Source organism: Rhodopseudomonas sp. (assembly GCF_036404135.1).
In the GTDB taxonomy this organism is placed as follows: Bacteria; Pseudomonadota; Alphaproteobacteria; order Rhizobiales; family Xanthobacteraceae; genus Rhodopseudomonas_A.
Map to the genome: position 1 here is coordinate 48,410 of NZ_DASWPE010000098.1, position 25,233 is coordinate 73,642.

Annotated in this window: 24 protein-coding genes and 1 tRNA gene; 7 read left to right on the forward strand and 18 right to left on the reverse strand. The window is 66.1% G+C overall.

Annotated elements, in window-relative coordinates; genetic code table 11:
• Window positions 1-310: 310 nt before the first annotated feature.
• The 4 genes from VGC77_RS11885 to VGC77_RS11900 all read left to right on the forward strand — a co-directional run bounded on the left by VGC77_RS11885 (window position 311) and on the right by VGC77_RS11900 (window position 4,945).
• Window positions 311-1,624, forward strand: a complete 1,314-nt coding sequence (locus tag VGC77_RS11885; RefSeq protein ID WP_331171773.1) for an NAD(P)/FAD-dependent oxidoreductase — start codon at window positions 311-313, stop codon at window positions 1,622-1,624.
• Between the two features lie 3 nt (window positions 1,625-1,627).
• Window positions 1,628-2,407, forward strand: coding sequence for a DUF1365 domain-containing protein (locus VGC77_RS11890; RefSeq protein ID WP_331171774.1), 780 nt, complete (start codon window positions 1,628-1,630; stop codon window positions 2,405-2,407).
• 174 nt (window positions 2,408-2,581) lie between these two features.
• The gene (locus VGC77_RS11895) at window positions 2,582-3,811 is read left to right on the forward strand and encodes a cyclopropane-fatty-acyl-phospholipid synthase family protein (RefSeq protein WP_331171775.1); all 1,230 of its coding nucleotides are present in this window, start codon (window positions 2,582-2,584) and stop codon (window positions 3,809-3,811) included.
• A gap of 96 nt (window positions 3,812-3,907) precedes the next feature.
• Window positions 3,908-4,945, forward strand: coding sequence for a cysteine synthase A (locus tag VGC77_RS11900; RefSeq protein ID WP_331171776.1), 1,038 nt, complete (start codon window positions 3,908-3,910; stop codon window positions 4,943-4,945).
• A gap of 34 nt (window positions 4,946-4,979) precedes the next feature.
• Here VGC77_RS11900 and VGC77_RS11905 read toward each other — a convergent pair whose 3' ends face one another.
• From VGC77_RS11905 to VGC77_RS11955, 11 genes are all read right to left on the reverse strand, one after another.
• Window positions 4,980-6,209, reverse strand: a complete 1,230-nt coding sequence (locus VGC77_RS11905; RefSeq protein WP_331171777.1) for a TIGR03862 family flavoprotein — start codon at window positions 6,207-6,209, stop codon at window positions 4,980-4,982.
• Between the two features lie 274 nt (window positions 6,210-6,483).
• The gene (locus tag VGC77_RS11910) at window positions 6,484-7,398 is read right to left on the reverse strand and encodes an SDR family NAD(P)-dependent oxidoreductase (protein WP_331171778.1); all 915 of its coding nucleotides are present in this window, start codon (window positions 7,396-7,398) and stop codon (window positions 6,484-6,486) included.
• A 19-nt stretch (window positions 7,399-7,417) separates the two neighbouring features.
• Entirely contained in the window at window positions 7,418-7,900 is a 483-nt protein-coding gene (locus VGC77_RS11915) for a MaoC family dehydratase (RefSeq protein WP_331171779.1), read from the reverse strand.
• Between the two features lie 289 nt (window positions 7,901-8,189).
• Window positions 8,190-9,920, reverse strand: coding sequence for an AMP-binding protein (locus VGC77_RS11920; protein WP_331171780.1), 1,731 nt, complete (start codon window positions 9,918-9,920; stop codon window positions 8,190-8,192).
• A 320-nt stretch (window positions 9,921-10,240) separates the two neighbouring features.
• The gene (gene mmsB / locus VGC77_RS11925; RefSeq protein WP_331171781.1) at window positions 10,241-11,128 is read right to left on the reverse strand and encodes a 3-hydroxyisobutyrate dehydrogenase; all 888 of its coding nucleotides are present in this window, start codon (window positions 11,126-11,128) and stop codon (window positions 10,241-10,243) included.
• 28 nt (window positions 11,129-11,156) lie between these two features.
• Window positions 11,157-12,230, reverse strand: coding sequence for an enoyl-CoA hydratase/isomerase family protein (locus VGC77_RS11930; RefSeq protein WP_331171782.1), 1,074 nt, complete (start codon window positions 12,228-12,230; stop codon window positions 11,157-11,159).
• Window positions 12,227-13,375, reverse strand: a complete 1,149-nt coding sequence (locus VGC77_RS11935) for an acyl-CoA dehydrogenase family protein (RefSeq protein WP_331171783.1) — start codon at window positions 13,373-13,375, stop codon at window positions 12,227-12,229. The genes VGC77_RS11930 and VGC77_RS11935 overlap by 4 nt, the downstream gene beginning before the upstream one ends.
• On the reverse strand, window positions 13,372-13,800 hold the full coding sequence (locus VGC77_RS11940; protein WP_331171784.1) for a type II toxin-antitoxin system VapC family toxin: 429 nt from the start codon (window positions 13,798-13,800) through the stop codon (window positions 13,372-13,374). Before VGC77_RS11940 ends, VGC77_RS11935 begins: the two co-directional genes overlap by 4 nt.
• Window positions 13,797-14,024 carry a hypothetical protein gene (locus tag VGC77_RS11945; protein WP_331171785.1) on the reverse strand — a complete coding sequence of 76 codons (228 nt, stop codon included), beginning with the start codon at window positions 14,022-14,024 and terminating at the stop codon, window positions 13,797-13,799. The genes VGC77_RS11940 and VGC77_RS11945 overlap by 4 nt, the downstream gene beginning before the upstream one ends.
• A 34-nt stretch (window positions 14,025-14,058) precedes the next feature.
• Complete coding sequence (locus tag VGC77_RS11950; RefSeq protein ID WP_331171786.1) at window positions 14,059-15,555, reverse strand: CoA-acylating methylmalonate-semialdehyde dehydrogenase; 1,497 nt, start codon at window positions 15,553-15,555, stop codon at window positions 14,059-14,061.
• A 149-nt stretch (window positions 15,556-15,704) separates the two neighbouring features.
• Entirely contained in the window at window positions 15,705-16,325 is a 621-nt protein-coding gene (locus VGC77_RS11955; RefSeq protein WP_331171787.1) for a TetR/AcrR family transcriptional regulator, read from the reverse strand.
• 245 nt (window positions 16,326-16,570) lie between these two features.
• On the opposite strand from VGC77_RS11955, the gene VGC77_RS11960 reads away from it, so the two are divergent.
• Entirely contained in the window at window positions 16,571-17,854 is a 1,284-nt protein-coding gene (locus tag VGC77_RS11960) for an MFS transporter (protein WP_331171788.1), read from the forward strand.
• A 258-nt stretch (window positions 17,855-18,112) separates the two neighbouring features.
• On the opposite strand, the gene VGC77_RS11965 is transcribed toward VGC77_RS11960, so the two are convergent.
• The 4 genes from VGC77_RS11965 to VGC77_RS11980 all read right to left on the reverse strand — a co-directional run bounded on the left by VGC77_RS11965 (window position 18,113) and on the right by VGC77_RS11980 (window position 21,821).
• Entirely contained in the window at window positions 18,113-19,084 is a 972-nt protein-coding gene (locus tag VGC77_RS11965; protein ID WP_331171789.1) for an IclR family transcriptional regulator, read from the reverse strand.
• 222 nt (window positions 19,085-19,306) lie between these two features.
• Window positions 19,307-20,473, reverse strand: coding sequence for an acetyl-CoA acetyltransferase (locus VGC77_RS11970; RefSeq protein ID WP_331171790.1), 1,167 nt, complete (start codon window positions 20,471-20,473; stop codon window positions 19,307-19,309).
• Window positions 20,474-20,679: 206 nt separating this feature from the next.
• Window positions 20,680-21,339, reverse strand: coding sequence for a hypothetical protein (locus VGC77_RS11975; RefSeq protein ID WP_331171791.1), 660 nt, complete (start codon window positions 21,337-21,339; stop codon window positions 20,680-20,682).
• A 32-nt stretch (window positions 21,340-21,371) separates the two neighbouring features.
• Window positions 21,372-21,821 carry a hypothetical protein gene (locus VGC77_RS11980; RefSeq protein WP_331171792.1) on the reverse strand — a complete coding sequence of 150 codons (450 nt, stop codon included), beginning with the start codon at window positions 21,819-21,821 and terminating at the stop codon, window positions 21,372-21,374.
• Window positions 21,822-22,049: 228 nt separating this feature from the next.
• Between VGC77_RS11980 and VGC77_RS11985 the strand changes: the two genes are divergently transcribed.
• A tRNA-Thr gene (locus VGC77_RS11985) sits at window positions 22,050-22,124 on the forward strand.
• A gap of 393 nt (window positions 22,125-22,517) precedes the next feature.
• Here VGC77_RS11985 and VGC77_RS11990 read toward each other — a convergent pair.
• From VGC77_RS11990 to VGC77_RS12000, 3 genes are all read right to left on the reverse strand, one after another.
• Window positions 22,518-23,228, reverse strand: a complete 711-nt coding sequence (locus tag VGC77_RS11990; protein ID WP_331171793.1) for an outer membrane protein — start codon at window positions 23,226-23,228, stop codon at window positions 22,518-22,520.
• 142 nt (window positions 23,229-23,370) lie between these two features.
• Window positions 23,371-23,769 carry a hypothetical protein gene (locus tag VGC77_RS11995; RefSeq protein WP_331171794.1) on the reverse strand — a complete coding sequence of 133 codons (399 nt, stop codon included), beginning with the start codon at window positions 23,767-23,769 and terminating at the stop codon, window positions 23,371-23,373.
• A gap of 159 nt (window positions 23,770-23,928) precedes the next feature.
• Entirely contained in the window at window positions 23,929-24,195 is a 267-nt protein-coding gene (locus VGC77_RS12000) for a His-rich protein BRANT (protein WP_331171795.1), read from the reverse strand.
• A 258-nt stretch (window positions 24,196-24,453) separates the two neighbouring features.
• Between VGC77_RS12000 and VGC77_RS12005 the strand changes: the two genes are divergently transcribed.
• A complete protein-coding gene (locus tag VGC77_RS12005; RefSeq protein ID WP_331171796.1) occupies window positions 24,454-25,233 on the forward strand; it encodes an NAD kinase in 780 nt (259 codons plus the stop codon).

Below are 25,233 nucleotides of genomic sequence, written 5' to 3' on the forward strand. Positions count from 1 at the left end.
GTCGGGACCGCCTCTTTTAATCTTGCGCCATTGTAGCGGTCGGATGGCGGCGCGCACAGGGCTTGTTGCACCTCACGGCCGGTGAAAACCCGCGCCGACCCCGCCGCGACGGTCGCAAGACCGCGTATTTGCTGGGTTGTCACGACCTTGACGCGGTCGGTGGTTGTGGCAAATCTTACGAAGATTTCATCTGTATGTTGTCGTTCGAGGATTTAGCCGCTGCCCCGCCCGGTCACCCGGCCACGCAAATTGTTGAAACTCAAGCGGCGATGCGCCGTATTTGACGCATTATCGGGGACGGGGGCTAGCAATGCGCGTCGCTATTGTGGGAACGGGAATCGCAGGCAACGCCGCCGCTTGGGCCTTGTCGCAGCGATATCCCGTCACCGTGTATGATCGCGAGATCAGGGTTGGCGGACACAGCCACACCATCCGCATCGACTATGACGGCGAGCCGCTCGCCGTCGACATCGGCTTCATCGTCTATAACGAACTGAATTATCCGGACCTGACCGCGCTGTTTGCGCATCTCGGCGTCGACACCGTGGCCAGCGACATGAGCTTTGCGGTCTCCGCCGATGCCGGGCGATTCGAATGGATGGGCGGCGGCACCAGCTGGCCGGAAACCGCCCGCGGCCTGTTCGCGCAACCCTCCAACCTGTTGTCGCCGTCCTATTTGCGGATGCTGCGCGACATCCTCAGCTTCAACGCACGCAGCGTCGCCGACCTCGACGCCGGCACGCTCAAAGGGTTGACGCTTTCGGAGTACTTCGCGCAGCGCAAATTCGCGCCGCGGCTGTTGACCGATTATCTGGCGCCGATGGGCGCTGCGATCTGGTCAGCGCCGGCTTCGCAGATCATGGCCTTCCCGGCCGAGAATTTCGTGGCCTTCTTCAGCGAGCACCGGCTGTTGCAATATGACCGGCCGGTGTGGCGCTCGGTCAAGGGCGGCAGCCAGAGCTATGTCGACAAACTCACCGCGTCGTTCAAGGATCAGATCCGGCTCGGCTGCGCGGTGACCTCGGTCGAACGCACCCCGCACGGCGTGATCGTCGCCGACAGCCAGGGCGGCTGTGACAGCTACGACCATGTGGTGATCGCCACGCATAGCGACCAGGCTCTGGCGATGCTCTGCGACCCCAGCGACGAGGAACGCGGCATTCTCGGCGCCATCGGCTATTCCGACAACGTGATCTATCTGCACCGCGACCCGCGGCTGATGCCGAAGCGCAAGCGCGCCTGGGCGGCGTGGAACGTGCTGCGCTGGCCGCGGCAGAGCGAATGCGTCAACGACATTTCTGTCACTTACTGGATGAACCGGCTGCAGCCGATCCCCGGCGACAAGCCGCTGTTCGTCAGCCTCAACCCGCCCTTCGCGCCGGACCCGGCGCTGACCTTCGGCCGCTACCTGTGCCAGCATCCGCACTACAATGCCGCCGCATTCGCGGCGCAGAAACGGCTCGGCGAGATCCAGGGCCAGCGCCACACTTGGTTTTGCGGCGCCTGGACCGGCTACGGCTTCCACGAAGACGGCTTGCGCTCCGGGCTCGCGGTCGCCAAATCGCTGGGTGCGTCGGTGCCCTGGCACACGCCGCAGCCGGAACTGGCCGAGGCCGCGGAATAGATCATGTCGCGCCATCCCAATGCCGCCGCCGAATCGCCCGCCGTGCTGTATTTCGGTGAGGTGATGCACGCCCGGATCAAGCCGGTGGTGCATCGCTTCACCTACCGGGTGATGAGCCTGTTGATCGACCTTGGCCGGCTCGACGACGCCGACCGCCTGACCGCGCTGTTCGGCGTCAACCGCCGCGCGCTGTACAGCTTCCACGAATCCGACCACGGCCCGCGCGACGGCTCCTCGCTGCGCGATTACGCACAGCGCTGCGCCGACGACCACGGCATCGACCTCAAAGCCGGCCGGGTGCTGCTGCTGTGCTATCCGCGGCTGTTCGGCTTCACCTTCAACCCGCTGTCGGTGTATTTCTGCTATCGGGCCGATGGCGCCTTGGCGCTGATCATCTACGAGGTCCGCAACACCTTCGGCGACATCCACGCCTATGCGCTGCCGGTCAAGCCGGACGAGGTCAACGCCGCCGGCATCCGCCAGCAGCAGGACAAATTATTCTACGTCTCGCCGTTCATCGAGATGGCGATGCGCTACCATTTCCGCATCGCGCCGCCCGGCGAACGCGTCAAGCTGCGGATTCTGGAAACCGACGCGGCAGGCGCGGTGCTGGCCGCGACCTTCAACGGCCGCCGCGCGCCGCTCACCAGCCGCAGCTTGCTGCGGGCGTTCTTCGGCCTGCCGGCGCTGACCTTGAAGATTTTCGGCGCGATCCACTGGCAGGCGCTGCGGCTCTGGGTCAAAGGTGCGCGATTGGTGCCAAGGCCGGCTCCCGAGCGCTGAAACCCGGCTTGGCGATCGCGCGACGCGGTGATTATACTCCCAACAAGTCAGCCCGACCGGACGGAATTCCGGATCATGGGAAGTGCTCTGGTCCAGATGAAGATCGATATCGAGGTTATTCGATCGCGCGATGCACAAGTCGGACGCCAAGCAACTGAAATCGACGGAACTGCGATGCCCGGGTTGATCGTGCTCACTCCCGACAATGTCGACGACGAACTCTCCGATCTCCCCCGCCTGGTACGACTGGCATTCGGCTTCGGCGCCAAATTGCGCCGCGGCACGCTCGACGTCACTTTGCCCGACGGCCGCACCGTGCGGCTCGGCGGGTTGGAACCCGGCCCTGACGCGGCGATGACGCTATATGGCTATGGCTTTGCATCGCGGCTGTTGAACGGCGGCGACATCGGCATCGCCGAGGCCTATCTGCACCGGGAATGGGACACTCCCGACCTCACCCAGTTCCTGTATCTGTTCTGCGTCAATCATGAGCTGATCCAGGCGATGCTCGGCGACAATCCGCTGATGCGGCTGGTGCAGGGGGTGCGGCACTGGTTCAACCGCAACACCAGGCGGCAGGCGCGGCGCAACATCTACGCGCATTACGACATCGGCAACGCGTTCTATTCGGCCTGGCTCGATCCCAGCATGACCTACTCCTCGGCGCTGTATGAGGAGCACACCACCGACCTCACCGCCGCCCAGCACAACAAATATCGCCGGCTCGCCGAGGCGATCGATCTGAAACCCGGCCACCGGCTGTTGGAGATCGGTTGCGGCTGGGGCGGTTTCGCGGAATATGCGGCAAAGCATTTCGACGTCCACGTGGTCGGTCTCACCATCAGCCGCGAGCAGCGCGATTTCGCCACCCGGCGAATTCGCGACGCCGGGCTGGCCGACCGGGTCGAGATCCGGTTGCAGGACTATCGCGACGAGCGCGGCCACTACGACCGCATCGCCTCGATCGAGATGATCGAGGCGGTCGGCGAGGAATTCTGGCCGAAATATTTCTCGCAATTGCGCGACCGGCTGCTGCCCGGCGGGCTGGTCGGCATCCAGGCCATTACCATCCAGGACAAGTTCTTCCAGGCCTATCGTCGCGAGGTCGATTTCATCCAGCGCTATGTGTTTCCCGGCGGCATGCTGCCCTCGCCGCAGGTGTTGCAGTCGCTCGGCGAGAAATTCGGCGTTCCCGTCATCCGCGAGCGGATCTTCGGACAGGATTATGCCAAGACGCTCGCGATCTGGAGAGATAATTTCCGCGCCGCCTGGCCGCATCTGACCCCGCTCGGCTTTGACGAGAGGTTCCGCAGGCTGTGGGAATATTATCTGGCGTATTGCGAGGCCGGCTTCCTGTCCGGCAATATCGACGTCCGCCAGGTGGTGTTCGCCAAGGCCAAGTAGCCGGCGGCGCGGCGCCCCCGCGCGGCTGTTCGCTTGTGCGACCCGGCGCGGTCCACTAGGTTGGGGCGCACCCCAACCGACAAGATTTTCCAGCACATGAACATTGACAACGACGTGGTCGACGCGATCGGCCGCACGCCCCTGATCAAGCTGCAGCGCGCCTCTGAGGCGACCGGCTGCACGATTCTCGGCAAGGCCGAATTCATGAATCCCGGTCAGTCGGTGAAGGACCGCGCCGCGCTGTTCATCATCAAGGACGCGATCGCGCGCGGCACGCTGCGGCCGGGCGGCGTGGTGGTCGAAGGCACCGCCGGCAACACCGGCATTGGCCTCGCTTTGGTCGCCAACGCGCTCGGCTTCCGCACCGTGATTGTGATCCCGGAGACCCAGAGCCAGGAAAAGAAGGACATGCTGCGGTTGAACGGCGCCGAGCTGATCGAAGTCCCCGCAGTGCCCTATGCCAACCCCAACAACTACGTGAGACTGTCCGGCCGGCTCGCCGAGCAGCTCTCCAAGACCGAGCCGAACGGCGCGATCTGGGCCAACCAGTTCGACAACATCGCCAACCGCCAGGCCCATATCGAGACCACCGCGCCGGAAATCTGGCAGCAGACCGAGGGCCGGGTCGACGGCTTCGTCTGCGCGGTCGGCTCCGGCGGCACGCTGGCGGGGGTTTCGCTCGGGCTGAAGGCCAGAAACCCCAAGGTCCGCATCGCGCTGGCCGATCCGCTGGGCTCGGCGCTGTACAGCTATTACACCTCGGGCGTGCTGCATTCCGAAGGCTCCTCGATCACCGAAGGCATCGGCCAGGGCCGCGTCACCGCCAATCTCGACGGCGCGGTGATCGATACCGCCTACCAGATCGCCGACGACGAAGCGGTGCCGATCATCTTCGACCTGCTGCAGCACGAGGGGCTGTGCCTCGGCGGCTCCACCGGCATCAACGTCGCCGGCGCCATTCGCCTGGCCCGCGAGCTCGGCCCCGGCGCCACCATCGTGACCATCCTGTGCGACCATGGCGGGCGCTATCAGTCAAAGCTGTTCAACCCGGATTTCATGCGATCGAAGAACCTGCCGGTGCCGGCCTGGCTGGAACAGCACAGCGCGGTCAGCGTGCCGTTCGAAACGGCGTGAGCCGTGCCGCGGCCGGCGCGCCATATCTAAGCCGTCACCGCGCCAGCCAGCGCAGCACCCCGCGCCCCGCCGCGGCGCCGGTGGCGAACGCGCCCTGCAACAGATAGCCGCCGGTCGGCGCTTCCCAGTCCAGCATCTCGCCGGCGGCGAACACGCCGGGCAATTTGCGCAGCATGAAATCGCCGTCGAGCTCGCTGAAGGCGATGCCGCCGGCGGTGGAGATCGCCCGCGCGATCGGCTCGAGCCCGGTGAGCCGGATCGGCACCGCGTTGATCAGCGCCGCCAATTCGGCCGGCGCAAGCGCCGCCAACGCCACGTCCTGCGCGATCGCCGCCTCTTGCAACAGCCCGAGGCCGGGCGGCGCCAGATGCGCCGTCTTGCGCAAGAAATTCGACAGTGACGCCTTGCCGCGCGGTGTCGACAGCCGCGCCACCAGATCCTCGTGCGCCACATCCGGCCGCAGCGCGACGTGCAGCGTCGCCGCGCCGTCAGCGAGAACCGCGTCGCGCAAGGCCGCCGACAGCGCGTAGACCGCGCCGCCCTCGATGCCGCTGCGGGTGATCATCGCCTCGCCGCGGACCACGCGCCCGCCGAACGACAGCGCCACGGTTTTCAACGGCTGGCCCGCGAAGCGATCGCGGAAGATCTGCGACCACGCCACAGTGAAGCCGCCATTGGCGGGCTTCAGCGGCGCGATCGCCACGCGCCTGGCTGCCAGCGTTGCGACCCAGCCGCCATCGGAGCCGAGCTTCGGCCACGACGCGCCGCCGAGCGCCAGCACGGTGGCGCGGGCTTGCACCGCACGCTCGCCGTCCGGCGTGGCGAAGCGCAGCGCGCCGTCGTCGCCCCAGCCCTGCCAGCGATGTTTCAGCTTCAGCTCGACGCCTTGGGTCTGCAGCCGGCGCAGCCACGCCCGCAGCAGCGGCGAGGCCTTCAGTGCGGCGGGAAACACCCGGCCGCTTGAGCCGACAAAGGTTGGCTGGCCGAGCGCTTCGCTCCAATCGCGCAGCGCCTGCGGCGGGAAACGCTCGATCGCGCCTTGCAGATCCGGCAACGCCGCGCCGTAACGCGCCATGAACTCAGGCAGCGCCTCGCTATGGGTGAGATTGAGCCCGCCGCGACCGGCGAGCAGAAATTTGCGCCCTGCCGAGGCCATGCCGTCATAGACGATGACGCGGCCACCACCTTGCGCAATCACCTCCGCCGCCATCAGGCCGGCCGGGCCGGCGCCGATGATCGCCACGCTGTTCGAACTGTCCGTCATCGCGCAACGCTATGCACGCTGATGCGCGGCTTGTAAAATCGCCAATTCCGATAGATCAGCGATGCGACTTCGCGCTGCGGTGCGAGCAACGAGGACTCGCCATCTCGATCGGCCCTGACTCGTCATCCTTGAGGAGCCCGGCGAAGCGGGGCGTCTCGAAGGATGACGACGAGGATTGCTCGCAGCCGATCCTTCGAGGCCTGATCTGCGCGCTCATGCGCGCAGATCAGGCGCCTCAGGATGACGCCGTGCAAAAGTGGGAAGCGAGTGCGCCCTACCCCTTCGCCAGCCGCGCCGCGGCCTGTGTGACGTATTTCTCGGTCTGCTGGAACGCGCCGTCCAGCGCGCGGGCCTGCGACATTTCGGAAATCTCGGAAAAACGCGCGGCGATGGCGTCCGGCGTCCACTCGGCTTCCGGCAGGTTCAGCCCCTCGCTCTCCATCAGCCTGACCACCGCGAAGGAGCCGGCGCCGGCGCCGATGATGGTGCGGGTCGGCGCCTCGGCGCTCAGCAGATACAGCACCGCCGGCGTGATCGATTCCGGCTTCAACAGTTGAAGCGCCTGCGGCGGCAGCAGCTCTTCGGTCATTCGCGTCGCCGCGGTCGGCGAGATGGTGTTGACGCGGATGTCGGTCTTGCGGCCCTCGGCGGCGAGCACGTTCATCAGACCGATCATGCCGGTCTTCGCCGCGGCATAATTGGCCTGGCCGAAATTGCCGTACAGCCCCGACGACGAGGTGGTCAGCACGATGCGGCCGTAATTGCGCTCGCGCATGCCGTCCCACACCGCTTTGCAGCAATAGAAAGTGCCGTTGAGATGCACGTCGATCACCTTGGCAAAATCCGCCAGCTCCATCTTGGCGAAGGATTTGTCGCGCAGGATGCCGGCATTGGCGCACAACAGATCGACGCTGCCCCACTCCGCCTTGGTCATCTCCACCATCGCCTTGACCTGCTCGAAATTCGAGACGTCGGCGCCGTCCGCCATGGCGATGCCGCCCGCCGCGCGGATTTCCTCGACCACGGTCTCCGCCGCGGTCATCGAGCCGCCCGAGCCGTCGCGGGCGCCGCCGAAATCATTGACGACGACTTTGGCGCCGCGCGCCGCCAGCGCATGCGCATGCGCGCGTCCGAGCCCGTTGCCGGCGCCGGTGACGATGGCGACGCGTCCGTCAAATCTGATGCTCATGAGTGCCGTCCCCGCCGTTTCAAACCGTGGTTTCTTGTGCCGCAAAATAGATCAGGCCGAGCCAGTCGGCGACCAGCGCCGAGCGTTTCTCGCCCTCGATCTCGACGCTAACCGCGGTGCGCGACAGCATCTCGTTGGGCTTGCGCATCGACGCCTCAGTCAGCGTGAAGCGGCCTCGCACCCGCGCCCCGGCGCGCACTGGCGAGATGAAGCGCAGGCGATCGAAGCCGTAATTGACGCCCATGGTGGCGCCGCGGATGCGCGGCATCGCCTCGTAGGAGAACACGCTGAGCAGCGACAGCGTCAGGAAGCCGTGGGCGATGCTGCCGCCGAACGGGGTTTCGTGCGCCGCGCGCAGGGGATCGACGTGGATGAATTGATGATCCGCGGTGGCCTCGGCGAATGCGTCGATCCGCGTCTGATCCACCAGATGCCAGGCCGAGACGCCGACCTCCTGCCCCACCATGGCGAGGTAGGCCTCGCGTTCCACCAGCGAACTCATGTGCTCTCCGTCACGTTTATTGTTGCGACGCACATTCCACAGGTCGTGGCGAAGCGCCAAGCTTTTTTTGCGTCGGGTGTGGAGCGCGCCAACACACAACGGCGTCATCCTGAGGAGCCCGGCGAAGTCCGAAGGACGAAGCCGGGCGTCTCGAAGGATGGCCCCCATGCACCTGCCGCCGCATCCTTCGAGGCTCGCGCGAAACGCGCGAGCGCCTCAGGATGACGGCGTTGTGCTCGCAGCGACACGCCCTTCGCGCCTTCACCATGAGGCTCGTGTGGAGCGAGGCCTATCCCTCCGCCGGCGCCGCGCCGCGCGGGCTTTGCAGCTCGGCGAAGTCCTCTTCGCGGAATTCGCGGCCGCGTGCGGCGTCTGCGCGATCGTCGTCGTGCTCCAGCCGACGCAGATGCACGCGGCGGATCTTGCCGGAAATCGTCTTCGGCAGATCGTCGACCATCTCGATGCGCCGGATCCGCTTGAATGGCGACAGCCGCGCCTGCAAATGGCGGAAGATCGACAGCGCGGTGTCGCGCGACGGCGCAGCGCCGGCCACCAGCATCACATAGGCTTTCGGAATCGCCAGCCGGATCGGATCGGGGCTCGGCACCACCGCGGCTTCTGCCACCAGATCATGTTCGAGCAGGATGCTCTCCAGTTCGAACGGGCTGATCCGGTAGTCCGACGACTTGAACACGTCGTCGGTGCGGCCGACGAAGGTGAGATAGCCCTCGTCATCAGCGAACGCCACGTCGCCGCTGCGATACAGTTCGCCGTCGGCGCCGCTCAGACCGCCGCCCTCGCCTTGATAACCCTGCATCAGACCGGCGGGACGATCGGCGCCGAGCTTCAAGGTGATCTCGCCCTCTTTCGCCGGCCTGCCGTCGGGATCGGTGATGATCACCCGGTAGCCCGGCAGCGGCCGGCCCATCGAGCCGATCTTCACGACTTGTCCCGGCGAGTTGCCGCATAGCGCGGTGGTCTCGGTCTGGCCGTAGCCGTCGCGGATGGTGAGGCCCCACGCCGCCTTGACCTGATCGATCACTTCCGGATTGAGCGGCTCGCCGGCGCCGCACACCTCGCGCAGAGCCACCTGGTAGTCGCCGAGCTTCTCCTGGATCAACAGCCGCCACACCGTCGGCGGCGCGCACAGCGTGGTGACGCCGCAGCGCGCCACCGTCGCCAACAGGCTCTTGGCATCGAACCGCGGCTGATTGACCACGAACACCGTGGCGCCGGCATTCCACGGCGCGAACACGCAGCTCCAGGCGTGCTTGGCCCAGCCCGGCGAGGAAATATTGAGATGGATATCGCCGGGCTGCAAGCCCAGCCAATACATCGTCGACAGGCTGCCCACCGGATAGCTGCGCTGGCTGTGCCGCACCAGCTTCGGCTTCGCCGTGGTGCCCGAGGTGAAGTACAGCAGCATCGGCTCCTCCGGATCGGTCGGCGCATCCGGGCTGAAACTGTCCGGATAGTCGGCGCTCTGCGCCAACGGCAACCAGCCCGGCTGCGCCTCGCCGACCACGACGCGCTTGAGGTCATCGCCACCAAGGCCGTCGAATTTCGCAAGTTGGTCCGGCGCCGCCACCACCAATTTGGCGCGGCCGCGCTGCAGCCGGTCGCGCAGTTCATCGGACGTCAATAGCGTGGTCGCCGGGATCACGATGATGCCGAGCTTGATCGACGCCAGCATGATCTCCCATAGCGGCACCACATTGCCGAGCAGCAGCAACAGATGGTCGCCGCGCTTGAGACCCTGCGCGCGCAGGAAATTCGCCACTTGATTGGAGCGCCGCGACAATTCCGCGAACGACAATTTGGTGTCGCTGCCGCTCGCGGCATCGACGATCCACAGCGCGGTGCGGTCGCGGCTTGCCGGGTCGGTTGCGAGGTCGGCGTCGAACCAGTCCAGCGCCCAGTTGAACGACGCTTGGTCGGGCCAGCGAAAGTTCGCCACCGCGGCGGCGTAGTCGGTGCGATGCGCCAGCAGAAACGCGCGGGCGTCTTGGAATGTGGTCATGTCTCGTCCCCCAGCACTTGTTATTTTGATATCGCTACGACGATGCTCAATTAGTGACGCTTCAACATACACTCCCGTCATCCTGAGGAGCACGGCGAAGTCCGAAGGACGTAGCCGGGCGTCTCGAAGGCGTCATCCTGAGGAGCACGGCTAAGTCCGCAGGACGAGCCGGGCGTCTCGAAGGATGCGCCGCGCAATCAGCTCTACCCGTCATCCTTCGAGACGCCCCGCTTTGCGCTGCGCGCTTCGCCGGGCTCCTCAGGATGACGGCGTTGTGCTCGCCGTAAGAGGCTCAGGCGCCGCCGTGTCCATCAGCCACCTCACGTCCCCGCCTGGGCGCGCAGATAGTTGATGATACCGGAAAAATCCGTGCCGCCATGGCCGGCATCGGCGAACGCCGCAAAGATCTCCTCGGCATGCGCGCCGAGCGGCGTCGCCGCACCTGCGGCCTTGGCCGCCTCCTGCGCCAGTTTCAGATCCTTCAGCATCAAGGCGGCGGCGAAGCCGGGCTTGTAATCGTTATTGGCCGGCGAGGTCGGCACCGGCCCGGGCACCGGGCAATAGCTGGTCAACGACCAGCACTGCCCGGATGAGGTGGAGGCCACGTCGAACAGCGCCTGATGCGACAGCCCGAGCTTTTCGGCCAGCGTAAACGCCTCGCTGACCGCGATCATCGAAACGCCGAGGATCATGTTGTTGCAGATCTTCGCGGCCTGCCCGGCGCCGGCGCCGCCGCAATGCACGATCTTCTTGCCCATCAATTCCAGCACCGGCTTCGCCGCATCGAACGCGGCTTGGGTGCCGCCCGCCATGAAGGTCAGCGTGCCGGCCTTGGCGCCGCCCGTGCCGCCCGACACCGGCGCATCGACCGACGCGATCTCATGCTTGGCCGCCAGCGCGTGGGCGCGGATCGCGCTGCCGACGTCGATGGTCGAACAATCGATGATCAGCGCGCCCTCGGCGATCCGCGGCAGGATCTCGTTCCATACCGCCACCACATGGCTGCCGGCGGGCAGCATGGTGACGATCACCTTGGCATCGGCGACCGCCTCGACGGCTGAGCCCGCAATGCTGACGCCGTCGGCCTTCGCCGCCGCGCATGACGCGGCCACCAGATCGAAGCCGGCGACGCTGCGCCCGGCTTTCACCAGATTGGCGGCCATCGGCCCACCCATATTGCCGAGCCCGATAAACGCAACCTTGCTCATTCCTGCCCCTCCACGTCGTGTTGCAACGTTAATCCGGAAATCGCAGCTCTCGCGCGCCGCGCGTAACGAAGTAGCGCGCGACGATGTCGTCGGTGACGTCCTCGAGCCGCGACGGCTGCCATTTCGGGTTGCGGTCCTTGTCGATCACCGCGGCGCGAATGCCTTCGACGAAATCCGCGCTGACGAACACTTCAAGCGCAGCGCGATACTCATCGGCGAGACAGGCCTCGAGCGATGCCGCCAGGCGCGCGCTGCGCAGCAGCCGCAGCGCCACCTTCAGGCTGGTCGGCGACTTGCCGCCGAGCGCCTTAAGCGTGGCCTGCGCGAACTCCGAGCCGTCGCGCGACAGCGCCGCGACGATTTCTTCTACCGTGTCATGGGCGAACGCCGCATCGATCTGGGAGCGATGCAATTCGGCAGGTCCCGGTTCGGGCTTTGCTGCGAACCGCGCAACGATGCCGCGCACCTGCCCCGCCGACGCGCCGCGCGGCGCCTGCGTGAGCTTCTCGCGCAGCGCCGGCCATTGCGGCGCCGGCACAAAAGCATCGGCGAAGCCGGCGAAGATCGCGTCAGCGCCGTTCATGGTCGCGCCGGTGAGCCCGAAATACGTGCCGGTCTCGCCCGGCGCGCGCGACAACAGATAGCTGCCGCCGACGTCCGGGAAGAAACCGATGCCAACCTCCGGCATCGCGATCCTGGTGGTCTCGCTCACCACGCGGACGCTGCCATGGGCGCTGAGTCCGACGCCGCCGCCCATCACCAGCCCGTCCATCAAGGCGACGTAGGGTTTGACGAAGCGCGCGATCCGCGCGTTCAGCAGATACTCTTCACGCCAAAACGCCGGCCCGAGATCGCCGCCGGCGCGCGCGCTGTCATACAGCGTGCGGATGTCGCCGCCGGCGCACAGCCCGCGTTCGCCGGCGCCTTCCAGCAGCACCAAGGCCACCTCCGGATCGGCCGCGAAGCCGTCGAGCGCGGCGTCGATGCCGCGCACCATCGCCAGCGTCAGCGCGTTGATCGCCTTCGGCCGGTTGAGGCGGATCACCCCGGCTGTGCCCTCGCGCCGCACGATCAGTTCGGGTTCGTTCAGCGGGGCATTCATCGCGCGCCCTCGATCAGCCTGCGCGCCACGATCAGCCGCATGATCTCGTTGCTACCTTCCAGGATCTGATGCACGCGAAGATCGCGCACGATTTTTTCGATGCCGTATTCGGCAAGATAGCCGTAGCCGCCGTGCAATTGCAGCGCCTGGTTGGCGACCTCAAAACCGACATCGGTGCCGAACCGCTTCGCCATCGCACACAACATCGGTGCGTCGTGATCCTTGCGGTCGAGCGCCGCCGCGGCGCGCCACACCAAGGTGCGCGCGGCCTCCAATTCGATCGCCATGTCGGCGAGGTGAAACTGCAGCGCCTGGAATTCGTCGAGCCGCTTGCCGAAGGCTTTGCGCTCCTTCATGTAAGCGAGCGATTTGTCGAGCGCGGATTGCGCGCCGCCGAGCGAACACGCCGCGATGTTGATGCGGCCGCCGTCGAGCCCGGCCATCGCGATCTTGAAGCCGATGCCCTCGTCGCCGAGCCGGTTGGCGACCGGCACCCGCGCATTGTCGAACATCACCGCGCAGGTCGGCTGCGCGTTCCAGCCCATCTTGCGTTCGTTGGCGCCGAACGACAGCCCGGGCGTATCGCGCTCCACCACCAGGGTGGAGATCCCGGAGGCGCCGTCGCCGCCGCTGCGCACCATCACCACATAGAGCCCGGCTGCTCCCGCGCCGGAGATGAACTGCTTCTGGCCGTTAAGCACGTAGGCATCGCCGTCGACCACCGCGCGAGTGCGTAACGCCGCGGCATCGGAGCCGGAGCCCGGCTCGGTGAGGCAATAGCTCGCGATCAGCTCCATGCTGCACAGCTTCGGCAGCCATTTGTTGCGCTGCTCGGCGCTGCCATAGGCGTCGATCATCCACGACGCCATGTTGTGGATCGAGAGGAACGCCGACACCGTGGGACAGCCTTGCGCCAGCGCCTCGAAGATCAAGGCGGCGTCGAACCTTGTCATCGCGCTGCCGCCGACATCGTCGCGGATGTAGATCCCCGCCATGCCGAGTGCCGCGGCGCGCCGCAGCACCTCGACCGGGAAATGCTTGTCCTGATCCCACTGCAAAGCGTGCGGCGCGATCTGTTCGGCAGCAAACGCCCGCGCCATGTCGCGGACGGCGAGTTGGTCATCGGTCAGGGCGAAGCTGTTCATTCGGGCCGCCAATCGGAAAGCAGGGTCACAAAACGGGCGTGCTCCGTGCCGGCGAGCTTCGCTAAAAATCGCACATCCGCCGTGACCAGCTGCGCATCCAACCGACGCGCGGCTTCGAGATAGATCAGATCATAGACCGGATGCCGTAGCGCGCAGGCGTTCCGCAAAGCGGGCTCGATCAGGTCATCGACGTCGACCAGGTCCGGCAACAATACGGGCAATGTGCCGAAGTGATACGTTGCCTCCTGCTGACTCAGCAATCCCTGCCTCGTTTTGCGGGCAAGGGCGTTCGCGACTTCAATCATGATGAGCCGCGGCGCGACCAGGCGGTCTTCGGCGCCGTAGATGTCTCTTGCAAGATCCGACATTTCTTCGGGTACAAGCCATTTGACCGCGACGCTGGCGTCGATGACCAGCGTCGTCACATCAGGCCTTCCCTGATCTCATCGAGCGTCAGGGAAGGCTGAATACCGTTGCAACGGGAATGCAGGTATCGAATAACAGCCACGCCCTCCTCCCGAGTGAGAGGCTGTTTGCGTTCGAGCAGGAATTCGACTTCCTGCTCGAACGTGCGATTGTTGGCCCGAGCGCGGCGCTCGAACGACTCGTCCAGTTCTTGCACACGACTTCGGGTTGTTGTCTCTGCCATGGCACCGCTCCGGGATCTGAACGCTAATCCTACCTCACTTCATCGTCGGGATCGAGAACTCTGCGCCCTCCTTGACGCCGGTGGGCCAGCGCGCGGTGACGGTTTTGGTCTTGGTGTAGAAGCGGACCGAATCCGGGCCGTGCTGGTTGAGATCGCCGAAGCCGGATTTCTTCCAGCCGCCGAAGGTGTAGTAGGCGATCGGCACCGGGATCGGCACGTTGATACCGACCATGCCGACATTGACCTTCGCGGCGAAGTCCCGCGCGGCATCGCCATCGCGGGTGAAGATTGCCACGCCATTGCCGTAGTCGTGATCCGACGGCAGCGCCAGCGCCTCGGCGTAGTCGTGCGCCCGCACCACGCTGAGCACCGGGCCGAAAATCTCTTCCTGGTAGATCCGCATGTCCTTGGTGACGTTGTCGAACAAGCAGCCACCCATATAGAAGCCGTTCTCATAGCCCTGCAGCTTGAAGTCGCGGCCGTCGACCGCAAGCGTCGCTCCCTCCTCGATCCCGACCTTGACGTAGTCCTTGACCCGCTCCAGTGCCGCCTTGGTCACCAGCGGGCCGAAATCCGCCGACGGATCGGTCGACGGCCCGATCTTCAGGCTCTCGACCCGCGGGATCAGCTTTTCCATCAGCGCGTCGGCGGTGGCCTTGCCGACCGGCACCGCGACCGAGATCGCCATGCAGCGCTCGCCGGCGGAGCCGTAGCCGGCGCCGATCAAGGCGTCGACGGTGTGGTCGAGGTCGGCGTCGGGCATGATGATGGCGTGGTTCTTGGCGCCGCCGAAGCATTGCGCGCGCTTGCCGGTCGCCGCCGCCCGCTCATAGATGTATTGTGCGATCGGCGAGGAGCCGACGAAGCCGACCGCCTTGATATCCGGATCGTCGAGAATGGCGTCGACCGCCTCCTTGTCGCCGTTGACGACATTGAGGATGCCTGGCGGCAGTCCGGCCTCGATCATCAGGGCGGCGAGCGCCATCGGCACGCCGGGGTCGCGCTCCGAGGGCTTCAGCACGAAAGCGTTGCCGCAGGCGATGGCGGGCGCGAATTTCCACATCGGGATCATCGCCGGGAAATTGAACGGGGTAATGCCGGCAACCACGCCCAAGGGCTGCCGCATCGAATAGATGTCGATGCCGGGGCCGGCGCCTTCGGTATATTCGCCCTTCATCAGATGCGGGATGCCGCAGGCGAATTCCACCACTTCGAGGCCGCGCTGGATGTCGCCCTTGGCGTCCGGCACGGTCTTGCCGTGCTCGCGCGCCAACAGCTCGGCGAGCTTGTCGTAATCGCGCTGCGCCAGTTCGAGGAATTTCATCAGCACGCGGGCGCGGCGCTGCGGATTGGTGGCGCCCCAGGCGAGCTGCGCCTGTTTGGCATCTTCGACGGCGGCGCGCAGCTCGGATTTGGAGGCCAGCGCAACCCGCGCCTGCACCTCGCCGGTCATCGGCTCGAACACGTCGGCGAAACGGCCCGACGTTCCGGCCACTTCGCGGCCAGCGATGAAATGCCCGATTGAGCGCATACGTTCCTCCAGAAGCTGATTTTGGGGTTATCTTGAACAGGCTTTTGCGGCGTTTGGAAAGGGCTTCCGCCGCCGGTCCCCGGCAGACTATCGCGCGGGCGAAGCCGCGGCAAACCGCGAACGCGAATGCGGGCGTTGCGAAAAACGCCTCAGTCGGCCGCGGCCTTGCGGCTCGGCTGTGGCTTGACCGCTGAATGGCCCGCGCGCAGCGCCGCCTCGCGGCCGGCGCGCAAGATCTCCTCGGACATCTCGCCATGGCCGGCGATCCGCGCCAGCAGCAGCGTGCCCATCATCGTCGACAGCGTGGCGATGGCCTGGCGGCGCGCCGCCTCGGGCGGCGCGTCGACGATCTGCTCCGCCACCATCTCGATCATCTCCGCGAGCTTGGCGGCGAACGCCTTGCGGGTTTTCGGGCTCTCGCGGGCGATCTCGGCGCCGAGCGCCGGCACCACGCAGCCGCGGCCGGGGTCGTCGCGATGCGACGGCGTGAGATAGGCCTCGACGATTGCCGCCAGCCGCTGCGCGGGCGGCAGCTCGGCGGCGAGCTTGCGCCAGCGCGCGGTGGAACGGTCCATCGCATAGCCGAATGCCTCCACCACCAGCGCCTCGCGGGAGTCGAAATGCGCATAGAACCCGCCATGGGTCAGTCCGGCCTCCTTCATCAGGTCGGCGACGCCGACGCCGTGGGCGCCCTTCTCGCGTAGCCGCACCGAGGCCCTTTTGACGATCCGGGCGTGGGTGTCCTGCTTGTGGTCCTTGGAATAGCGCATGGCCGGTCCATTGAATGTCTGAAATCATATAATGGCACCATTCGCCGCCCAATGCTGCAGTCTTTTGGCGAAATCCGGCCATTGCCTGCGGCTGAAAACCGCCCCACCGGCGAAACCCGATGCCGTTCAGGGGGCCGTTGGCATTATCGCGCTTCCGCCGGTTGCATCTTGCGCAGCGCATCATATGATACCCGTCATTAGATTGATCGTCGCCGTCGCGACGGCGCAGCCAGGCAGGACCCCTGATGATCTCGACCTGGCTCGCCGCCATGCTCGCCCGCCGCGACATCCATTACGGCTGGGTGATGGTGGCGGTGACGTTTCTCACCGCCCTGGTGTCCGCCGGCGCGGTCGGCGCCCCGGGCGTGTTCATCGTGCCACTGCAGCAGGAATTCGGCTGGAGCACCGCGGAAATCTCGTCGGCGCTGTCGATCCGCTTCATCCTGTTCGGGCTGATGGCGCCGTTCGCCGCCGCCTTGATGAACCGCTACGGCCTGCGCAACGTGACGCTCGCCGGGCAGTTGATCATCGCACTGAGCCTGATCGCCTCGGTGGCGATGACCCAGCTCTGGCAATTGATGCTGCTGTGGGGCGTCGCGGTCGGCATCGGCACCGGGCTCACCGCCATGGTGCTCGGCGCCACGGTGGCGGCGCGCTGGTTCGTGCAGCGCCGCGGCCTCGTGGTCGGCATTCTCACCGCCAGCGTCGCTACCGGACAACTGGTGTTCCTGCCGCTCTTGGCGATGCTGACCGAGCGTTACGGCTGGCGCGCCGCGTTGTTGCTGCTGTGCGCGGCGCTCGCCATCGCCGCCTGCGGCGTGGTGCTGGCGATGCGCGACCGGCCGACCGATGTCGGCTTGCGGCCGTATGGCGACCGCGGCAGCGAACCATTGCCGGCGCCGCCGCCCGCCAACGCGCCGATCCTGGCGGCGGCGCTGGGCACGCTGCGCGACGCCGCGAAGACCCGCGTGTTCTGGATCCTGTTCGCCACCTTCTTCATCTGCGGCGCCTCGACCAACGGCCTGATCCAGGTGCATCTCATTCCGCTGTGCGCGGATTTCGGCATCCCGCAGGTGCAGGCCGCGGGCCTGCTGGCGGCGATGGGGATTCTGGATTTCTTCGGCACCATCATGTCCGGCTGGCTGTCCGACCGCTACGACAACCGCTGGCTGCTGTTCTGGTATTACGGCCTGCGCGGGCTGTCGCTGCTGTTCCTGCCGTTTTCCGATTTCTCGTTCTACGGCCTGTCGCTGTTCGCGCTGTTCTACGGGCTGGACTGGATCGCCACGGTGCCGCCGACGGTGCGGCTCACCGCCAAAACATTCGGCGTCGAGCGCGCCGGGTTGGTGTTCGGCTGGATCTTCGCCGGGCATCAATTGGGCGCCGCCACCGCGGCGTTCGGCGCCGGTCTGTCGCGCACCTTGCTGCTGAGCTATCTGCCGGCGTTCTTCGCCGCAGGCGCGCTGTGCATCATTGCCGCGATCATCGTGCTCTTGATCGCGCGGCATCCGAAGCCCGTGGCGGGGTAGTCTGCCCCACGCGATTGCTGCGACAACTCCAAACGCGACGTCATCCTGAGGAGCCCGGCGTAGCTCGTAGAGCGAAGCCGGGCGTCTCGAAGGATGGGCCGCAAGCCGCGATCAGCCGCAACGCTTTTGAGCCGCATCCTTCGAGGCGCGCCACGATACGCTACTCCGTGCATCAGCGGTTTGCCCGGCGCGCACCTCAGGATAACGGCGCCGCGTTAAGACCCGGGTTCTGCGAACGCAGCCCCGCTCACGGCGACTTTATCCACGCCGCCCGTCTGCCGCGCGAAGCCGTTGCGGCGCGGCGCTGCGCCGCGTGGCCGCCTCCCGGCCGTAACTCTCCCCGGTGGCGATGGTCTTGTGCGGCATCGCCGGGCGCAGCGTCAGTTCGCTGCCGTTGTCGTACAGCCCGCCTTCGGCGTTGTGGATCAGCGTGCTGATCGAAGCGCCGAGCTTGACCAGTTCCGGCCCGACCTCGTCGTGCATCCGCTGCTCGTCATACATCGCCGACAACAGCCCGATGGTGACCACCACATGGCTCTGATATTGCGGCGACCACATCGGCGTGGCGATGCCGTTGATATGCGGGCTCCACAGCCCGCAGGCGGTGACATAGCCGCGTTCGCGCAGCATCGCGCGGTTGCCCTCGATCCGCTCGCGCAAGGCCTGCGCGTCGTGCGGGATCTCGCGCTCCATCTCGGCGAGCAGCGCCGCCGCGACGTCGTCGTCGAGCGCCGCGGTATAGGCATGGCCGGCGGCGGTACGGGTCATCGCGATCCGGCTGCCGGTGATCGAATGCAGCCCTAAGGCGTTCGGCGCCCGGGCGAATTCCAGATAGACCAGATGGAAGCGGTCGGGCAGCAGGAAACCGATGGTGCCGGGGATGTGTTCCGCGACCTCCTGCAGCCGCTGCCGGATCAGATGCCGCAGCTGCAGCCCGCACATCATTGCGGTCGACATCGCCACCGCGCTCGGGCCGATGCGATATTTCTGATCGCGCGGCAGATACACCAATTGCCCCATCCGGGTCAGGGTGTGGGTCAGTCGCGACACCGTCGAGCGCGGCAGTCCGCAACGGTTGGAGATTTCCAAATTGCCGAGCCGGGCCTCGTGGCCCTCGAAGCAGCGCAGCACGTCGAAGGCGCGCGACACCACCTGAATCACGTCGCCCTCTCCTGAAAGATCGCCGGCGATCAGGCCTTGTTTGCTTAAGCGTTCCGAGCGTCGTCCCATGTTTTTTCCACGTGATTGTGAGAGCCCGTCGCGCTCGCGTCGCCCCGCCCATCGGGGCGTCGCGGCGCATTGCTCTCATTCCGCAGTGTGGAATGTAATTCCACTTGGGCATCACGCTACATCAGGCGATCTGCATCGACAACATCCCGTCGTGCGATCGACGCGGTCTGATACAAAGTTTTTTTGCCGCGGATTTTATCGCAATACCGCCGCCACCGGCGCTCAGCGCGCCGGCTCCAGCAGCGAGACGTAGTTGGCGACCGCGGCACCGCCCATGTTGAAGATGCCGGCGAGCTTGGCGTCCTTGATCTGCATGCCGTCCGGCGCCTGGCCCAACAGCTGCATCGCCGAGAGCACGTGCATCGAGACACCCGTGGCGCCGATCGGATGGCCCTTGGCCTTCAGCCCGCCCGACGGATTGACCGGCAGCTTGCCGTCCTTGCGGGTCCAGCCTTCCTTGATGGCGCGGGCGCCCTGCCCGGCCGGCGTCAGCCCCATCGCCTCGTATTCGATCAGCTCGGCGATCGTGAAGCAGTCATGGGTCTCGACGAACGACAGATCGGACAGCGTCACGCCGGCGGCTTGCAGCGCGCGCTGCCAGGCCACGCCGCAGCCCTCGAATTGCAGGATGTCGCGCTTCGACATCGGCAGGAAGTCCTGGGCGTGCGCGGCGGCCTTGATGGTCACCGCCTTCGCCATGGACTTCGCGGTGTCGGCGTCGGCGATCACCAAGGCTGCGGCGCCGTCCGACACCAAAGAGCAATCGGTGCGCTTCAGGGGACCCGCGACGAACGGGTTCTTCTCGCCCTCGGCGCGGCAGAATTCGAAGCCGATGTCCTTGCGCATCTGCGCATAGAGATTGGCCACGCCGTTGGCGTGGTTCTTCGCCGCGATCAGCGCCAGCGCGTCGGACTGGTCGCCGTATTTCTGGAAATATTTCTGCGCGATGTTACCGAACACACCGGCAAAGCCGGCCGGGGTGTCGCCGTCCTCGATCAGATAGGAGGCGCGCAGCAGATTCTTGCCGATCTCCGGACCCGGGGTTCGGGTCATCTGCTCGACGCCGACCACCAGCACGATCCGGGCGCCCGCCGCCACCGCCTTGACCGCCTGATGCACCGCCGCCGATCCGGTGGCGCAGGCGTTCTCGACCCTCGTCGCCGGTTTGAAGCGCAGCTCAGGGTCGGCCTGCAGCACCAGCGCGGCGGTAAAGTCCTGCGGCGAGAAGCCGGCGTTGAAATGCCCGAGGATGATCTCGTCGACATCGACGGCGGCGATCCCGGCGTCGGCCAGCGCGTCGGTCGCCACCCTTACGATCAGGCTCTCGACGGTTTCGCTCTCGAGTTTGCCGAACGGCGTATGCGCCCACCCGACGATGCTGGCTGTCATGCGGTCTCTCCCTGTCGCGGCCGCATTCTTTGGCGGCTTGCGCGCAAGCATAGCCGTTTTTTGCCGCCGCTCAATCTGCCACGGGTTTGCCGCAAGATTTTTCGCGGGGGTTTTTGGCGGCGCCGGTCGCCGAAACGACAACGCCCGCCCGCAGGATTTGCGGGCGGGCGCCGGGTTCCGGACCCAGTTCGATCGGTGATATTCGGTCAGCGATAATGCCGCGGACCGTAATGCGGGGCGCCATAGCCATAGCCGCGCGGCGCCGAAGAGTAACGCGGCGTGCCGTAATGCTGGCCGCCATAGCGCAGGCTGTGCTGATAGGATCGCGGCGCGGTCAGGCCGTAGCGCGGCGCGTAGCCCGGCCGCGCATAGCCGGCGCGATAGCCGGAATGGCCGTAGCCATAGCCGTAGCCATAGCCGTAGCCATAGCGAGCGCCCGGCCGGGCGTAGCCGTAATGGCCGTGACCGCGCCACGGCCGATATTGCGGGTGATGCCGATAGCCGTAGGAATAGCCGCGCGACACCGTGGCTTCCTGGTAATACGGCTCGGGCGCGAGCCGTCCGGGGCCGGAATACACCGGGCCCTGGTCGACATAGTAGTATTGCGGCGACGGGTCCGGCAGCCGCTCGTAGCTGGTGGCGATATCATAGCCCAGGCCGTAGCCTGCGCCATAACCGACGCCGACGCCGTACCCCGCGCCGTAGCCGTAATAGCCGCTATAGGCCGGCTGGCCGCAGGGCGACACATAGGCCTGCGCGCAGGGCGAGCAGCTGGTGAACAGGCCGCCGCCGCACGCCATCGCCGGCGCGGAGCCGACTGCCAACACGGCGGCAGCCGCCGCCACTCCAGAAATCAACAAACGCATAACGCTCTCCTGTAGACGTTTTTTTGGTCGGGTTAGTATCGTGGTCTGCGGAAATTCGGACGCGACAAATCCGGCGCCAGGACCACCGGCGGCGGATCCAACGGCACCTCCGGCTGCGCCGCCGGCGGCGCCGACTGCGCCGACCAGGACTCATGAAAACTCTCGGCCGGCTGCGGCAATTTGCGGTTTTCAGGCGGTTCGATTTCCAGCCGGCCGTAACCCGGCAGCTGGCTCGAACCCGGATAATAGTGCCCGACATGCGGCACCGGATCGATATAGCGGCCGCCATAGATGGTCGGCTGCACGTGGGTGCCGCGCGCCAGGCCCCAATCGCTTTCGCTCACCGCATAGGACGCGTCGCGGCCGTTGATGATGATCGGCACGCCGGGGCGGCCGGGAATCACGATCGACGGGCCGCTGTCGAGCGCCGCGGCGCTCCACGTCGTCCCGATCAGAATGGCTAATGCACAAGTCCCACGCATGGTCGCCGCCCCCTTGATGATGCCAAGCTAGTCGAAAACCCGCGACGATGGGTTAAGGTCCCCGCCCGATCTGCCGGTAAGGCTAACGCACAAGGATAGCGCGGCGGGCAATTGCAAGGATTTGGGTGACCGAGCTTAATGGCGGGCCGCGGCCCGCGGCCGGGCGCGACAAATCTTGCCGGGCGGCCTTGTGGCGGCGCGGCGGCGCTGCTAGCTGTTCGGCGAAATGCCGGTTTAGCTCAGCGGTAGAGCAGCGGTTTTGTAAACCGAAGGTCGGGAGTTCAATCCTCTCAACCGGCACCATGGTTCGCGCCGCGCCGCTGGCCGCCGGCGTGGCGGTTGCGACTGGTTCGCGGAGCCCGGCGGTCTGCCGATGTCTTACAGCCGCTGCACCAAGATCGTTACACCAAGCTCCACAATACGATCAGATTGACCGCGCAGGCCGCCAACAGGCTGATCGCCAGCACGGTCTGAACGCCATTGCGGTGGGTGTTGAGGATCATGTTCATCGCACCGACAACATCGGGCGATTCGCGCCCCGGAGTCCCGCGGGTTATTTTCAGGGCGATTCAGGACTCGTTTACGATTGATTCTCCGCAGCGCTGGCGTGCCGCCCTCCTCCCCGCTGCGGCCGGTGCAGCAAAAAGGCCGGCGCGGGGCCGGCCTTCTGCACGCTGGTGGCTCCGCGACAACACCTCAGTATTTGGCGACCACCGGGCCGCCCCAGCCGAAGCGATAGTTCAGGCCGGCCTTGACGGTGTGTTCGTCGTTGCGAACGGTGGCGCCGAGAATGTCCGGCGGGCCGCCGTTGAAGGTGGTGTTGCCGAAGTCGTAGTATTGATATTCCAGCTTGGCCGACCAGTTCGGCGCGAACATGTATTCGAGACCGGCGCCCACGGTGTAGCCGTCGCGGTGGTTGCCGCTGGTGGTGAAGGGCACGCCGACGCCGGTGTTGCTGACGTTGAGGCTGGAGTCGCGATAGGCATAGCCGCCCTTGGCGTAGAGCAGCGTCGGGCCCCAGCTATAGCCGAGCCGGCCGGTGACCGACCCCAGTCCGCGATTGTCCTGGGTGATCAGGCTGTTGCCGGGAAACAGCAGGCCGCCATTGTCGTTCGAGGGCAACCAGCTGTACTGCGCCTCGACGCCGACCACCCAGTTGCGGGCGAATTGATAATCGGCACCCGCCTGCACGCCGCCGAGAAACTGGCCGTCGCGTCCGCCGATGTTGTTGTCTCCGGCGAAGGCACCGCCGACGTGACCGCCGATATAGAATCCGGTCCAGTTGTACACCACCTCCGGCGCGGTGTAGGCCGGCGCCTTGGTGTAGGTCCGCGCCGGCAAATCGGCGGCGAAGGCGGGCGCCGCGAAAACCATCATGGCGGCCGTGCCGAGCAGAAGCTTTCTCATTTTGGTTCCCCTGGTTGCGATCCCATATGTCGGAAAACAACGTGGCACCAGTTTGGTTGCCTGGCGGCGAGACCACAGCAACGATGGTTCGTTACTGTGACAAGCCGGCCACACCCCGGTTCCGATGCGGCGCGAGGCCGTTCTAGCGGGTCATTTTCTCAAGCTCGGGGAACGGCAGGTAGTTCACGCCAGCGCAGGCGTCGCCCGGCTCTTCCAGCACGTGGTCGAGCCGCGCATCGACATAGAGCACAGCGCGTTCGCGCAGGCCGAGATACTTGCCATCGGATTGCCTGGCGTTGAAGCGCAGGCAGGAGATATAGCGCTGCCGACCGGCGACGTTGCGCTGCACCGGCTCGGCCATCACCGCCTCGCGCACGCCGACCGGATCGGTCAGATAGGTCTTGAAGAACGCCAGCAATTCCGCGCGATAATTCGTCGGAAACGGCTGGTTGCCGGTGCCGCGATCGTCGGTGAAGGTCATGTTGCCGAGGCCGCCGCAGCCCGCCAGCGCCACGGCGAGCAGCAGCAAAGTCGCGGGCAAGGTCGCGGGATGATTCAACGGTCTCAAGTCGGGCTCGCGGGTTGCGATCGGCGGTTCGGCAATGTCTTAACCGCTCCGCTGCCGGAAGGGAATTGCGAACTCGGCGAAGCCAAAGCAAGCGCCGCGGCGGGTGTTACAGGCCCGCCGAGGCCGGCGGCGTCAGCCGTGCCGAACGGTGTGGCCGAGCGACTTGACCGCGTTGTGCGAAACGTGATGCAGCCGATGCGCGCCGATCCGCTTGTGGGCGCGATGATGCCGCACCACGTGGTGATGCCGGACCATCTTGGCCTGGGCGTTGAGCACGGCCGGCTTCGCGGTCTCCGACTTGGCGACCGGGGCCGACGTCTGATGCGCGGGGCCAGCGGCCAGCGCCGGCGCCGCCAACATCGAAACCGCAAGCAGCGCCGCGGACATTGTCTTGATCATGGTGGTCTCCTCTTGATCGGGTGGTGAAAGCGAGCGGTCGGTCGGCCGTCTCATCGATCATGCAACCAGCGTAACGACGGCGTGCTGAACCGATCCTGAAGCGCGGCAACGGCTTTCGTTCATCGGGATGAACCGTTCGTCAGCCGGCGCGGCGGCGCGGCTCCGCGCAGCGCTGCGAAGTGGCGCCTCGACAATCGCGCGACAGGTCGTATAGACGACATCGTCCATTCGCGCCGCACGCTCGCAGAGGCCGCCCTCATGACCCATCCCTCGCGCTATTCCCGGATCGCCTTCGTCGCGAGCCCCAGCGCCGAGGCGCAGGCCGCGCTGCTGCAACTGACCGAGGCCTATGGCAATGTCGATCCGCATGACGCCGACGTCATCGTCGCGCTCGGCGGCGACGGATTGATGCTGCAAACCCTGCATCAGCACATGCGCAGCAACAAGCCGATCTACGGCATGCACCGCGGCACCGTGGGTTTTCTAATGAACGAGTACAGCGCGGTCGACCTGCGCAGCCGGCTCGCCGCGGCGCGCGACACCGTGATCCATCCGTTGCTGATGCGCGCCACTGACGTTCACGGCACCGTGCATATCTACCACGCCATCAACGAGGTCGCGCTGTTTCGCCAGACCCATCAGGCGGCGCGGCTGCGCATCATCATCGACGAGCGCGAACGGATGAGCGAACTGATCGCCGACGGCATCCTGGTCGCCACGCCGGCCGGCTCCACCGCGTATAATCTGTCGGCGCAAGGCCCGATCCTGCCGATCAACGCAGCACTGCTGGCGCTAACGCCGATCAGCGCGTTCCGGCCGCGGCGCTGGCGCGGCGCGCTCTTGCCGAACACCGCCTTCGTGGTGATCGAAGTGCTGGAAGGCGACAAGCGCCCGGTCGCCGCGGTCGCCGACCACGACGAGGCGCGCGACGTCCGACGCGTCGAAGTGATCTCCGACAAGACGATCTCGATGCGCATGCTGTTCGACCCCGGGCACAGCCTGGAAGAACGCATCCTCAGCGAGCAGTTCGGCTACTGA

What these genes read in the sequence shown, in the direction of transcription:
- VGC77_RS11885 (WP_331171773.1), top strand. Translation starts at nt 311, where the DNA reads ATGCGCGTCGCTATTGTGGGAACGGGAATCGCAGGCAACGCCGCCGCT.
- VGC77_RS11890 (WP_331171774.1), top strand. Translation starts at nt 1,628, where the DNA reads ATGTCGCGCCATCCCAATGCCGCCGCCGAATCGCCCGCCGTGCTGTAT.
- VGC77_RS11895 (WP_331171775.1), top strand. Translation starts at nt 2,582, where the DNA reads ATGCCCGGGTTGATCGTGCTCACTCCCGACAATGTCGACGACGAACTC.
- VGC77_RS11900 (WP_331171776.1), top strand. Translation starts at nt 3,908, where the DNA reads ATGAACATTGACAACGACGTGGTCGACGCGATCGGCCGCACGCCCCTG.
- VGC77_RS11905 (WP_331171777.1), bottom strand. Translation starts at nt 6,209, where the DNA reads ATGACGGACAGTTCGAACAGCGTGGCGATCATCGGCGCCGGCCCGGCC.
- VGC77_RS11910 (WP_331171778.1), bottom strand. Translation starts at nt 7,398, where the DNA reads ATGAGCATCAGATTTGACGGACGCGTCGCCATCGTCACCGGCGCCGGC.
- VGC77_RS11915 (WP_331171779.1), bottom strand. Translation starts at nt 7,900, where the DNA reads ATGAGTTCGCTGGTGGAACGCGAGGCCTACCTCGCCATGGTGGGGCAG.
- VGC77_RS11920 (WP_331171780.1), bottom strand. Translation starts at nt 9,920, where the DNA reads ATGACCACATTCCAAGACGCCCGCGCGTTTCTGCTGGCGCATCGCACC.
- mmsB (WP_331171781.1), bottom strand. Translation starts at nt 11,128, where the DNA reads ATGAGCAAGGTTGCGTTTATCGGGCTCGGCAATATGGGTGGGCCGATG.
- VGC77_RS11930 (WP_331171782.1), bottom strand. Translation starts at nt 12,230, where the DNA reads ATGAATGCCCCGCTGAACGAACCCGAACTGATCGTGCGGCGCGAGGGC.
- VGC77_RS11935 (WP_331171783.1), bottom strand. Translation starts at nt 13,375, where the DNA reads ATGAACAGCTTCGCCCTGACCGATGACCAACTCGCCGTCCGCGACATG.
- VGC77_RS11945 (WP_331171785.1), bottom strand. Translation starts at nt 14,024, where the DNA reads ATGGCAGAGACAACAACCCGAAGTCGTGTGCAAGAACTGGACGAGTCG.
- VGC77_RS11950 (WP_331171786.1), bottom strand. Translation starts at nt 15,555, where the DNA reads ATGCGCTCAATCGGGCATTTCATCGCTGGCCGCGAAGTGGCCGGAACG.
- VGC77_RS11955 (WP_331171787.1), bottom strand. Translation starts at nt 16,325, where the DNA reads ATGCGCTATTCCAAGGACCACAAGCAGGACACCCACGCCCGGATCGTC.
- VGC77_RS11960 (WP_331171788.1), top strand. Translation starts at nt 16,571, where the DNA reads ATGATCTCGACCTGGCTCGCCGCCATGCTCGCCCGCCGCGACATCCAT.
- VGC77_RS11965 (WP_331171789.1), bottom strand. Translation starts at nt 19,084, where the DNA reads ATGGGACGACGCTCGGAACGCTTAAGCAAACAAGGCCTGATCGCCGGC.
- VGC77_RS11970 (WP_331171790.1), bottom strand. Translation starts at nt 20,473, where the DNA reads ATGACAGCCAGCATCGTCGGGTGGGCGCATACGCCGTTCGGCAAACTC.
- VGC77_RS11975 (WP_331171791.1), bottom strand. Translation starts at nt 21,339, where the DNA reads ATGCGTTTGTTGATTTCTGGAGTGGCGGCGGCTGCCGCCGTGTTGGCA.
- VGC77_RS11980 (WP_331171792.1), bottom strand. Translation starts at nt 21,821, where the DNA reads ATGCGTGGGACTTGTGCATTAGCCATTCTGATCGGGACGACGTGGAGC.
- VGC77_RS11990 (WP_331171793.1), bottom strand. Translation starts at nt 23,228, where the DNA reads ATGAGAAAGCTTCTGCTCGGCACGGCCGCCATGATGGTTTTCGCGGCG.
- VGC77_RS12000 (WP_331171795.1), bottom strand. Translation starts at nt 24,195, where the DNA reads ATGATCAAGACAATGTCCGCGGCGCTGCTTGCGGTTTCGATGTTGGCG.
- VGC77_RS12005 (WP_331171796.1), top strand. Translation starts at nt 24,454, where the DNA reads ATGACCCATCCCTCGCGCTATTCCCGGATCGCCTTCGTCGCGAGCCCC.